This window comes from Rhizobacter sp. P5_C2 (genome assembly GCF_054049715.1).
This window is the reverse complement of record NZ_JBFULV010000046.1, coordinates 1-11,277: the sequence shown is the minus strand read 5'-3', so window position 1 is coordinate 11,277 and position 11,277 is coordinate 1. Positions and strand designations below refer to the sequence as shown.

Sequence of the window (11,277 nt, the reverse complement as noted above, 5' to 3'; positions counted from 1 at the left end):
GTCATGTTCCGCAGAGACCCCGATCGAGTCCCGATCGACACACAACAGGAGACGAGTTCCATGAAGTTCATTCCCCGCATCCTCGTGACGCTGGCGGCGCTGGCCGCAGGCGCCGGCGCGTTCGCGCAAGACAAGGTCGTGATGGGCGTGTCCATCCCGGCCGCCACGCACGGCTGGGCCGGCGGCGTCGTCTATTGGGCCAACCGCACCAAGGCCGAACTGGAAAAGGCGCACCCCGGCCTGCAGGTGATCGTGAAGACGGCCGGCTCGGCCTCGGAGCAGGCCAACCAGGTGCAGGACCTGCAGACCGTCAACAAGATCAACACGCTGGTGATCCTGCCGTTCGAATCGGCGCCGCTGACGCAGCCGGTCGCGCAGGTCAAGGCCAAGGGCGTGTTCGTGACCGTGGTCGACCGCGGCCTGACCGACACCAGCGCGCAGAACGCCTACGTGGCCGGTGACAACCCCGGCTTCGGCAAGGTGGCCGGCGAGTACATGGCCAAGGCGATGGGCGGCAAGGGCAACGTGGTGATCCTGCGCGGCATCCCGACGGTGATCGACAACCAGCGCGTCGACGCGTTCAACGCGGTGATGAAGGCGAACCCGGGCATCAAGGTGCTGGACGCCAAGCACGGCAACTGGAACCGCGACGATGCGTTCAAGGTGATGCAGGACTACCTGACCCGCTTCAAGCAGATCGACGCGGTGTGGGCCTCGGACGACGACATGGCGGTGGGCGTTCAGAAGGCCATCGAGCAGGCCAAGCGCAGCGACGTGAAGCTGGTGATCGGCGGCGCCGGCTCGAAGGACTACATCAAGAAGGTGATGGACGGCGACAAGATCGTCAGCGCCGACGTGACCTACTCGCCCAGCATGATCGCCGACGCGATGAAGATGACGGCCGAGGCGCGCGTGAAGGGCGCGGCGATGCCGGCCACGACCATCATCCCGTCGGTGCTGATCACCAAGGACAACGCGGCCAAGTACTACGTGCCGGATTCCCCCTTCTAAGGAGAGCTGACCATGGCCAGACCCGTCACCCTGTTCACCGGCCAGTGGGCCGACCTGTCGCTCGCCGAACTGGCGCCCCTCGCGAAAGCGATGGGCTACGACGGGCTGGAGCTCGCCTGCTGGGGCGACCATTTCAACGTGCAGGAGGCACTGCAGTCGGAGCGCTACGTGGCCGACAAGCGCCGGCTGCTGGAGCAGCACGGCCTGCAGTGCTTCGCGATCGGCAACCACCTGACCGGCCAGGCGGTGTGCGATCCTGTAGACGAGCGGCACAAGGCGATCCTGCCGGCCCATGTGTGGGGCGACGGCGAGCCCGAGGGCGTGCGCCGGCGCGCCGCGAAGGAGATGCAGGACACCGCGCGCGCCGCCGCGAAGTTCGGCGCGAAGACGGTGACCGGCTTCACCGGCTCGTCGATCTGGCATGCGCTGTATGCCTTCCCGCCCACCAACCAGGCGTTCTGGAACAAAGGCTTCGAGGACTTCGCGACGCGCTGGACGCCGATCCTCGACATGTTCGAGGAGGTCGACGTGAACTTCGCGCTCGAGGTGCACCCGACCGAGATCGCGTTCGACATCGCGAGCAGCCAGCGCGCGATCGACGCGGTGAAGGGCCATGCGCGCTTCGGCTTCAACTTCGACCCGAGCCACCTGGGCTACCAGGGCGTCGACTACGTCAAGTTCCTGCGCAGCTTCGGGCCGCGCATCTTCAACGTGCACATGAAGGACGTCTGGTGGGGCAAGGGCGACGGCACGGTTGGCGTGTTCGGCGGCCACACCAGCTTCGGCGATGCGCGGCGCTTCTGGGATTTCCGCAGCGTCGGGCGCGGGATGATCGACTTCGAGGGGATCATCGTCGCGCTCAATGACATCCGCTATGCCGGGCCGCTGAGCGTCGAGTGGGAAGACAGCCGCATGGACCGCGTGCACGGTGCGACCGAGAGCGCGGCGTTCTCGCGCCGGCTCGATTTCAAGCCGTCGGCGCGTGCGTTCGACGCGTCGTTCGAGAAATGAGGGGCTGCTGATGCGCAAGCTGCGATATGCGATGGTCGGTGGCGGCCGGGGCGCGTTCATCGGTGCGGTGCACCGCAAGGCGATGGCGCTGGACGGGCAGATCGAGCTGGTGGCGGGCGCGCTGTCGGCCGATGCCGAGCGGGCGCGCGCGTCGGGGCGCGACCTCGGCCTGGCCGAGGCACGCAACCACGGCAGCTGGCAGGCGCTGCTCGATGACGAGCTGAAACGCCCGCGCGGCGAGCGCATCGATTTCGTCAGCATCGTGACGCCCAACCATGTGCACTTCGAGGTGGCGAAGGCCTTCACCGAGGCCGGCATCCACGTGGTGTGCGACAAGCCGCTGGTGCACACCAGCGAGCAGGCGCAGGCGCTGGTCGCGGCGCGCGAGCGCAGCGGCACGGTGTTCGGCGTCACGCACAACTACACCGGGTACCCGATGGTGCGGCAGGCGCGCGAGATGGTGCGCAGCGGCGAGCTCGGCCCGATCCGCAAGGTGATCGTCGAATACAACCAGGGCTGGCTCGCGACGCAGCTGGAGGCCGGCGACCACAAGCAGGCCGACTGGCGGGTCGACCCGGCGAGGAGCGGCATCGTCGGCGCGATGGGCGACATCGGCACGCACGCCGAGAACCTGGTGGCCAGCGTCTGCGGGCTCGAGATCGAATCGCTGTGCGCCGACCTGACCGCCTTCGTGCCGGGGCGGCGATTGGACGACGACGGCAACCTGCTGCTGCGCTACCGCGGTGGTGCGCGCGGCGTGATGATCGCGTCGCAGATCGAGATCGGCGGCGAGAACGACCTGCGGCTGCGGGTGTTCGGCACGCAGGGGTCGCTCGCCTGGCACCAGGAGGATCCGAACCTGCTGGTGCACGCCTCGCTCGACGGGCCGAAGCGCCTGCTGACGCGCGGGTCGCCGTGGCTGTGCGATGCGGCGAAGAAGGCCACGCGGCTGCCGACCGGCCACCCGGAGGCGTTCATCGAGGCGTTCGCGAACCTTTACCTGGGGGTGGCCGAGGCGATCCTCGCGAAGGAGGAGGGGCGGGCGCTCGGAGCGTTGGAAGGCGATTTCCCGACGCTCGCCGATGGCGCGCGCGGGGTGAAGTTCATGGAGAAGACGGTGGAGTCGAGCCGGTCCACCGCGAAGTGGACCGCCTGGGATTGACTGCCGGTCAGTCCTTCAGATCGGCCTTGCGGATCCGCACGGCCTTCTTCTTCTCCGGCTCGGCCGGCTTCGCCGTCGCCGCCAGCGCCGATTCGGGCGTCAGCGCATGCTCGGGCACACCGTCTGCCGCCACCGCCGCCGCGGCGGTGCCGTCCGCCTTGATCACCCGCGTGTACGGCGCCAGGATCCCGACCATCTGCCCGTAGATCTTCGGGTTGCCTGCGACCACCTCGCGCTGGTACATGAAGTCGGATTCGCCGGTGAAGTTGCCGATCAGCCCGCCCGCCTCGGTGATCAGCAGCGAGCCGGCGGCGATGTCCCAGGGGTTCAGGCCGGTCTCGAAGAAGCCGTCGTAGAAGCCGGCCGCCACGTAGCACAGGTCGAGTGCCGCGGCACCCGGGCGGCGCAGGCCGGCGCAGTTCTGCATCACCTCCTCGAACATCTTCACGTAGCGCTTGAAGTTGTCGCCCTTGCGGAACGGGAAGCCGGTGCCGATCAGCGATTCCTGCATGCGCGTGCGCTTGGAGACGCGCAGCCGCTTGTCGTTCAGGAACGCGCCGCGGCCCTTCGAGGCGTAGAACAGGTCGTTGCGGGTCGGGTCGTAGACCACCGCCTGCTGGATCTGGTCGCGGAACGCCAGCGCGATCGAGACCGCATAGACCGGGAAGCCGTGGATGAAGTTGGTGGTGCCGTCCAGCGGGTCGATGATCCAGACGTATTCGCTGTTCTTCGCACCGTGCGTGCGGCCGGATTCTTCGGCCAGGATGCCGTGGCCGGGGTAGGCCGTGAGCAGCGTCTCGATGATGACCTGCTCGGCCATCTGGTCCACCTCGGTCACGAAGTCGTTCGGCGACTTGGTGTTCACCTTCAGCAGGTCGAGGTCGAGCGAGGCCCGGTTGATGATCGCGCCGGCGGCGCGTGCGGCCTTGATGGCCACGTTGAGCATGGGATGCAGTGCTTGCGACATGAGGCGCCCTGAAGGGTGAGAGGCAGACGGAGGTGAGAAAGAGCGTGCGGCGCGCGGGGCGCTGCGGATAATCGCGGATTTTAGCCGTTCGTCCCTGGGGAAATCCCCGAGTCACCAATGCCCGCTGACAGCACCCGCTTCATCCTGCTCAACACCAGCCACTACGGCAACATCGGCGCCACCGCGCGCGCGATGAAGACGATGGGCTTCTCGGACCTGGTGCTGGTCGCGCCGCGTTTTGCCGATGCGCTGGTGCACGAGGACACCGTCGCGATGGCCAGCGGCGCGGCCGACGTGCTGGTGCGCGCCCGCGTGGTCGCGAGCCTGGCCGAGGCGCTCGACGGTGTCAGCTACGCCTGCGCCACCGCGATGACGCCGCGCGATTTCGGCCCGGCGACGCACGCGCCGCGGCCGCTGTTCGCCGAGCTGGCGCGCAGCGAGCACCGCGTGGCCTTCGTGTTCGGCTCCGAGCGCTTCGGCATGTCGAACGACGACGTCTACCGCTGCCACGCCTGCATCAGCATCCCGACCCACCCCGACTACGGCTCGCTGAACCTCGCGCAGGCGGTGCAGCTGCTGGCCTACGACTGGCGCCAGGCGCTCGGCGGCTTCGACGTGGTGCCGCGCGTGCCCGACCCGACCCTCGCCGACGGTGCGCAGGTGCAGGGCCTGCTCGCGCACTGGCAGCAGGCGCTCGCCGACATCGGCTTCCTCGACCCGGCGGCGCCGAAGAAGCTGATGCCGCGGCTGAACCAGCTGATCAACCGGGCCGGGCTCAGCGCGGAAGAAGTGCACATCCTGCGCGGCATGGCCCGCGCGATGCAGCGCCGCCGCTGAGCGCCGGCTCGATCGTTCGCGCTTGCCCCTGATGCCCACCGACTTTCAAGCTGCCAGATAAACTGGCCCGCCCCGGTCTCACCCCCACCCCCATGTTCGACCGCCTCCGAGAAGACATCGCCTGCATCCTCGAGCGCGACCCCGCCGCGCGCAGCACCTGGGAGGTCCTCACCTGTTACCCCGGCCTGCATGCGCTGCTGATGCACCGCTGGTCGCACGCCTGCTGGACGCACGGCTGGCACTGGCCGGCGCGCTTCATCTCGCACCTCGGGCGCTTCTTCTCCGGCATCGAGATCCACCCCGGCGCGACCATCGGCCGGCGCGTCTTCATCGACCATGGCATGGGCGTCGTGATCGGCGAGATGGCCGAGATCGGCGACGAATGCACGATCTACCAGGGCGTGACGCTCGGCGGCACCTCGCTGGTGAAGGGCGCCAAGCGGCATCCGACGCTCGGGCGTGGCGTGATCCTCGGCGCCAACGCCTGCGTGCTCGGCGGCTTCACGGTCGGCGAGGGCGCGCGGGTCGGTTCGGGCGCGGTGGTGACCAAGCCGGTGCCGGCGGGCGCGACCGCGGTCGGCAACCCGGCGCGCATCATCCTCGCGAAGGACGTCGCTGCTGCCGACGACGGCACGGCGAAGAAGGGCTTCTCGGCCTACGGCGTGACGCAGGGCGACGACCCGGTGTCGCAGGCGATGAAGGGGCTGATCGACAACGCGTCGGGGCATGAGCACCAGATCGCGCTGCTGTGGGCGGCGATCGAGAAGCTGTCGCCGACGAAGGCGGATTGCGTGCCGACGGATGCGCAGAAGACCGAGCACTTCGATGCCGAGCGGATGAATCAGCTGGTCAAGTAGCCCGGTTTACCGCTTCGGCCGGAAGGCGCGGCACACCGACTCGTCCGTCTCCAGGTACGGCCCGCCGATCAGGTCGATGCAATACGGCACCGCCGCAAAGATCCCCGGCGCCGGCGGCTGCGCGTTCGGCAGGCCTTCCAGCGTCTCGGCGATCGACTTCGGCTGCCCCGGCAGGTTGATGATCAGCGCCTTGCCGCGCAGCACCGCGACCTGCCGCGACAGGATCGCCGTCGGCACGAAGCGCAGGCTGATCTGGCGCATCTGCTCGCCGAAGCCCGGCATTTCGCGGTCGGCCACCGCGAGCGTGGCCTCCGGCGTCACGTCGCGCGGCGACGGGCCGGTGCCGCCGGTCGTCAGCACCAGGTGGCATTCGCGCCGGTCGACCAGCTCGACCAGCGCCGCGCTGATCACCGCCTGTTCATCCGGGATCAGCCGCGTTTCCCACTCGATCGGGTTGCGCAGCGCCCGGCTCAGCCAGGCCTGCAGCGCCGGCAGGCCCTTGTCCTCGTAGACGCCGGTCGAGGCCCGGTCGCTGATGGACACCAGGCCGATGCGCACCGTGCCGAGCGGGGCGCGCGCGCCACCGCCGCCGGTCGCGTCATTCGCCGCCGTGGTCGTCATTCGCCAGCTCCTGCGACTTGATGAACTGGAACAGCTCGCGGTAGGCGCGGCCGCTGCGCTGCTCCGGCGCCACCGCGGCATCCTTGCGGGCCGCGCGGATCAGGCTGCGCAGCTGCTGCAGGTCGCCGCCGGGGTGCTTCTGGGTCCAGGCGGTCAGCGCGTCGTCGCTCGCGATCAGCTCGGCGCGCAAGCGCTCGGCCTCGTGCAGCGCCAGCGAATCCTTGGCCTGGCCGAGCTGCATCGCGGTGACCGCCTCCCGGATCGCATCGACGTCGTTGCGCCGCATCAGCTTGCCGATGTACTGCATCTGGCGGCGCCGGCCCTCGTGCGAGCGGGTGCGGCGGTATTGCATCACCGCGTCGATCAGCGTCTCGGAGATCGCCACGCCGACGATGCGGCTCTCGGGCAGCGCCGCGAAAGCCTCGCCCAGCGTCTGCAGTTCGTGCATCTCCTTCTTGAGCTGCGTCTTGCTCGGGCCGTCGTAGTCGTCGTCGCTCTCATCGGAGGCGGCGGGGTCGGGCACGTGATTCTTGGGAGTTCGAGGGGCCATGAGGGGAAACGAGGGATGCGCAGGCAAGGGCGTCGGTATGATAGCCCTCGCTAAAACCCCCCCATCCCATGACCCAGCCCGCACTCACCACCCACGGTTTCGCGTACTCGCGCGAGCGCTTCCAGCAACTCGTCGAAGACGCGTTGTCGCTCGGCAAGACGCTCGGCGCGAGCGACATGGGGGTCGAGGTGTCCGAAGGCGCGGGCCTGTCGGTGTCGGTGCGCAAGGGCGAGATCGAGAACGTCGAGCGCAACCGCGACAAGTCGATCGGCGTCACCGTGTACCTCGGCCAGCGCCGCGGCAACGCCAGCACCTCCGATTTTTCGCCCGCCGCGCTCGAGCAGACGGTCAAGGCGGCCTACGACATCGCCCGCTTCACCGCCGAAGACCCGGCCGCCGGCCTGCCCGATGACGCCGACCTGGCGCTCGGCGAGGCCGCCACCCGCGACCTCGACCTGTTCCACCCGTGGGACATCGACGCCGCCCAGGCGGCCGAGATCGCGCAGCGCTGCGAGGGCGCGGCCATCAGCACCGACCGCCGCATCACCAATTCCGAAGGCGCCGGCGTGTCGGCGCAGCAATCGCACTTCTTCGCCGGCAACAGCCGCGGCTTTCGCGGCGGCTATGCGAGTTCGCGGCATTCGGTGTCGGTGGCGCCGATCGCGTCGCTGCCCGGACGCGGCGGCGATGACATGCAGCGCGACGCCTGGTACAGCTCGATGCGCTCACCCGCTGACCTGGCGAGCCCCGAGGCCATCGGCCGCTACGCCGCCGAGCGCGCGCTGTCGCGCCTGAAGTCGCGCAAGATCAAGACCTGCGTGGTGCCGGTGCTGTTCGAGTCGACGCTCGCCACCGGGCTGCTCGGCGGCTACGTGCAGGCCACCAGCGGCGGCGCGCTGTACCGCAACTCCAGCTTCCTGCTCGACAGCCTCGGCAAGGAAGTGCTCGCGCCGCACATCGACCTGCGCGAGAACCCGCACGTGCGCGGCGGCAAGGGCAGCGCGCCGTTCGACGACGAAGGCGTCGTCACCCGCGTGCGCGATGTCGTCTCGGGCGGCGTCGTGCAGGGCTATTTCCTGTCGAGCTACTCGGCGCGCAAGCTCGGCATGAAGACCACCGGCCACGCCGGCGGCTCGCAGAACCTCACCTTCAGCAGCCGGCTGACGAAGCCTGGCGACAACCTCGACGAGATGCTGCGCAAGCTCGGCCGCGGGCTGTTCGTGATCGAGCTGATGGGGCAGGGCGTGAACTACGTGACCGGCGACTACTCGCGCGGTGCCGCCGGCTTCTGGGTCGAGAACGGCCGCATCGCCTACCCGGTGCACGAGATCACGATCGCCGGCAACCTGAAGCAGATGCTGAAGAACATCGTCGCGGTCGGTTCCGATGCGTACACGATGGGCACCAAGACCATCGGCTCGGTGCTGATCCCCGAGATGAAGATCGCGGGCCTGTGATGCCTGCGGCACGCCGCGCGCGTGCGTAGTTTCGCTGACGGGGAAACACCGCAGTTCCGGACACGGGGCGACTTCTAGAATCGCCCGGATCACCCGCATCACCCCATTCCAAAGGAGACACCGCATGGAACGCCGTTCCTTCATCCGTCAGACCGGCCTCGCCGGCGTGCTGGCCGCCGGCATGGCGCCGGCCGTGGTGCACGCACAGCAGGCGCTGCGCTGGCGCCTGGCCTCCAGCTTCCCGAAATCGCTCGACACCATCTACGGCGGCGGCGAAGTGTTCGCGAAGAAGGTCGGCGAGATGACCGGCGGCAAGTTCCAGATCTCGGTGCACGCGGCCGGCGAGATCATGCCGGCCTTCGGCGTGGTCGACGGCGTGCAGAACGGCACCGTCGAGATGGCGCACACCGTGCCGTACTACTTCTTCGGCAAGGACGAGACCTTCGCGATCGGCGCGTCGATCCCGTTCGGGCTGAACTCGCGCCAGATGACGGCATGGATGCTCGAAGGCAACGGCCTGAAGCTGATGCGCGATTTCTATCGCAACTACAACATCATCAACTTCCCCGGCGGCAACACCGGTGCGCAGATGGGCGGCTGGTTCCGCAAGGAGATCAACACCGTCGCCGACATGAAGGGCCTGAAGTTCCGCATCGGCGGCTTTGCCGGCCGCATCATCGAACGCCTGGGCGCGGTGCCGCAGAACCTGCCGGGCGGCGACATCTACCCCGCGCTCGAGAAGGGCACGATCGACGCCGCCGAATGGGTCGGCCCGTACGACGACCAGAAGCTCGGCTTCAACAAGGTCGCGCCGCACTACTACTACCCCGGCTGGTGGGAAGGCGGCCCGCAGGTCGACCTGTTCATCAACACCAAGGCGTACGACGCGCTGACGCCGGAGTACAAGGCCATCGTCGAAGCCGCGTCGTCGCACGCGCACGTCGACATGCAGGCCAAGTACGACGCCCGCAACCCGGGCGCGCTGAAGCAACTGGTCGGTGCCGGCACCAAGCTGCATCGCTTCCCGAAGGACGTGATGGAAGCCTGCTTCAAGGTGTCGATGGACTACTACAGCGAGCTGTCGGGCAAGAACCCGGCGTGGAAGAAGGTCTACGAGGACTACACCAAGTTCCGCGCCGACCAGGTGCTGTGGTTCCGCTTCGCCGAAGCCGCGTTCGACGACTTCATGCAGGCTCAGAAACTCTGAGTTTCTTCAAGTGCGCAGGCGGCCGGCGTAGCCGGTCATCTCGAGGTAGCCGAGTCCGACCCTGCGGCCGGACTCGTCCATCACCTCGCTGAGCCCTTCCCAGTAGAAGCCGCCGGTGCTGGCGCGGCTGTCGAGTTCCTGCTCGTCGAACAGGGCCCGCACCCGGTAGCGCCCGGCCGGCGTCTCGACCGTCCACTCGACCGGGTAGCTCGCCTGCGACGCCGGGCTCGCCCAGCGGCGGCCGGCGACGAAGCGCACCTCGTCGGTCCCGAAGTTGCGCACCGCCCCACCCGCTGCGCGGAAGCTGCCGCCGGCATAGAACTGCGAGCCGTCGGCGCGACGGTGCCGCACCGCCATCAGCGCGCTGCCGTCGTCGAGGTTGATGCCGATCCAGTCCCACCCGACCGCCTCTTCGGCCAGCGCGTGGTCGCTCCATTCATGGTCGAACCAGGCGCGGCCCTGCACCGCGAGCGCTCGGCCGTCGAGCGTCAGCGTGCCGCTGGCGCGCAGCTGCGGCTCGCTGTAGTAGTGGCTCGCCTGCCAGGGCTTCGGGCCCTTGCGCGAGAAGCCGGCCTCGCCCTGCAGCAGCACCGGCTGCGTGGCCGCGAACGTGAGCTCGAAGGCGAAGCCGCCGCGCTCGCTGGCCACGCGGGTCGTGTAGCGGCTCGCGTCGGCAGCGCCCTCGCGGCGCAGGGACCAGTCGCGCAGCAGCACGCCGGTGTCGCCCTCGGTGGTGTCGGCGATGCCGAAGCCGGCGCGCGCGATGCGCTGGTCGTGCCGCTGGCGCTTGCCCGCCACGTCGCCGAGCACCGCATGCGCGAACACCAGTTGCTGCGCGCCGAAGCGGCTCGGCGACGCCGCCAGCCCGGTGGCCGAGCGGAAGAAGGTCACCTGGAAGCCGTACAGCGCGGGCGCCGCGCCGGCTGCGGCCTGCGTTTGCGCCTGCAGCCAGCCGGTGACATACCACCACTCGGTGCGCGTCTGCGGGTGGGCGCCGAAGTCGGCCGGGAAGACCAGCGGACGCGGGCGCACGCTGGTCTCAGTCGGCGCGGCGAAGGCCAGCCCGGGCCACCCAGCTGACGACACCGCGGCCCCGGCCGCAGCGATGAATTCGCGTCTTTGCATGGGGCGCGAGCATCGCATGGATGAGCCCGCCGGCTGAACGACAATGGCCCGCAGCCCATGACCGAATTTTCCATTCCCCCCGAGTTCGATTTCGGCCAGCAGTTCGACCGCGTGACGCTGACGCGGGCGATGGCGCTCCAACCCGAGCAGGCCCTGCTGGCGATGCAGATCGACGGCGAGGCGCTGCTCACGCGAATGCGCGGCAGCGGTGCCCACGTGTACGAGCAGCGCATCGAGTTGCCGATCGACCGGCGGCTCGGCCTGCAAGTGCGCGGCGTCTGCTCATGCCCGGTCGGCCTGAACTGCAAGCACGTGGCCGCGGCGCTGATGGCCTTCGAGGCGCTCGAACTGCGCCGCCGCAAGAACCCCGACCTCGCGCCGCCGCGCCGCCTCGACACGGTCCCCACCCCGGTGGCCCGTGCCGCGCCGGTGCCGACGGCCGACGACTGGCCGCGCCCGGTGCGGATGTGGC

The 11,277-nt window shown here is 69.1% G+C and carries 12 protein-coding genes; 8 read left to right on the top strand and 4 right to left on the bottom strand.

The window, feature by feature from the left end; all coding sequences use genetic code 11:
* Positions 1-60: 60 nt before the first annotated feature.
* From ACXJLU_RS17965 to ACXJLU_RS17955, 3 genes are read left to right on the top strand one after another with little or no spacing between them, the layout of a single operon-like run.
* On the top strand, positions 61-1,011 hold the full coding sequence (locus tag ACXJLU_RS17965) for a substrate-binding domain-containing protein (RefSeq protein WP_073463476.1): 951 nt from the start codon (positions 61-63) through the stop codon (positions 1,009-1,011).
* Between the two features lie 12 nt (positions 1,012-1,023).
* Positions 1,024-2,022: a sugar phosphate isomerase/epimerase family protein gene (locus ACXJLU_RS17960; protein ID WP_457333239.1), complete on the top strand. Its 999-nt coding sequence runs from the start codon at positions 1,024-1,026 to the stop codon at positions 2,020-2,022.
* Positions 2,023-2,032: 10 nt separating this feature from the next.
* Positions 2,033-3,184, top strand: coding sequence for a Gfo/Idh/MocA family protein (locus ACXJLU_RS17955; RefSeq protein ID WP_457333237.1), 1,152 nt, complete (start codon positions 2,033-2,035; stop codon positions 3,182-3,184).
* Positions 3,185-3,191: 7 nt separating this feature from the next.
* Here ACXJLU_RS17955 and ACXJLU_RS17950 read toward each other — a convergent pair whose 3' ends face one another.
* On the bottom strand, positions 3,192-4,151 hold the full coding sequence (locus ACXJLU_RS17950) for an inositol monophosphatase family protein (protein WP_073463470.1): 960 nt from the start codon (positions 4,149-4,151) through the stop codon (positions 3,192-3,194).
* A 117-nt stretch (positions 4,152-4,268) separates the two neighbouring features.
* On the opposite strand from ACXJLU_RS17950, the gene ACXJLU_RS17945 reads away from it, so the two are divergent.
* Together ACXJLU_RS17945 and cysE are read left to right on the top strand one after the other, a co-directional pair.
* Complete coding sequence (locus ACXJLU_RS17945) at positions 4,269-4,988, top strand: RNA methyltransferase (protein WP_457333235.1); 720 nt, start codon at positions 4,269-4,271, stop codon at positions 4,986-4,988.
* A gap of 92 nt (positions 4,989-5,080) precedes the next feature.
* Positions 5,081-5,845, top strand: a complete 765-nt coding sequence (gene cysE / locus ACXJLU_RS17940) for a serine O-acetyltransferase (protein ID WP_457333233.1) — start codon at positions 5,081-5,083, stop codon at positions 5,843-5,845.
* A gap of 6 nt (positions 5,846-5,851) precedes the next feature.
* Here cysE and mog read toward each other — a convergent pair whose 3' ends face one another.
* Positions 5,852-6,466, bottom strand: coding sequence for a molybdopterin adenylyltransferase (gene mog, locus ACXJLU_RS17935; protein WP_457333231.1), 615 nt, complete (start codon positions 6,464-6,466; stop codon positions 5,852-5,854).
* Positions 6,444-6,989 carry a ribosome biogenesis factor YjgA gene (gene yjgA / locus ACXJLU_RS17930; protein ID WP_457333229.1) on the bottom strand — a complete coding sequence of 182 codons (546 nt, stop codon included), beginning with the start codon at positions 6,987-6,989 and terminating at the stop codon, positions 6,444-6,446. Before yjgA ends, mog begins: the two co-directional genes overlap by 23 nt.
* Before the next feature lie 95 nt (positions 6,990-7,084).
* Here yjgA and pmbA point away from each other — a divergent pair, with 95 nt between their 5' ends.
* Positions 7,085-8,473 (top strand): metalloprotease PmbA, encoded by a 1,389-nt coding sequence (gene pmbA, locus ACXJLU_RS17925; protein ID WP_457333227.1) that lies wholly within the window; start codon positions 7,085-7,087, stop codon positions 8,471-8,473.
* 124 nt (positions 8,474-8,597) lie between these two features.
* Positions 8,598-9,680, top strand: a complete 1,083-nt coding sequence (locus ACXJLU_RS17920) for a TRAP transporter substrate-binding protein (protein ID WP_073463458.1) — start codon at positions 8,598-8,600, stop codon at positions 9,678-9,680.
* 6 nt (positions 9,681-9,686) lie between these two features.
* On the opposite strand, the gene ACXJLU_RS17915 is transcribed toward ACXJLU_RS17920, so the two are convergent.
* Entirely contained in the window at positions 9,687-10,805 is a 1,119-nt protein-coding gene (locus ACXJLU_RS17915; RefSeq protein ID WP_457333224.1) for a lipocalin-like domain-containing protein, read from the bottom strand.
* Positions 10,806-10,862: 57 nt separating this feature from the next.
* Here ACXJLU_RS17915 and ACXJLU_RS17910 point away from each other — a divergent pair.
* Positions 10,863-11,277 (top strand): SWIM zinc finger family protein (locus ACXJLU_RS17910; RefSeq protein ID WP_457333222.1); only part of this gene is annotated, 415 nt, incomplete at its 3' end.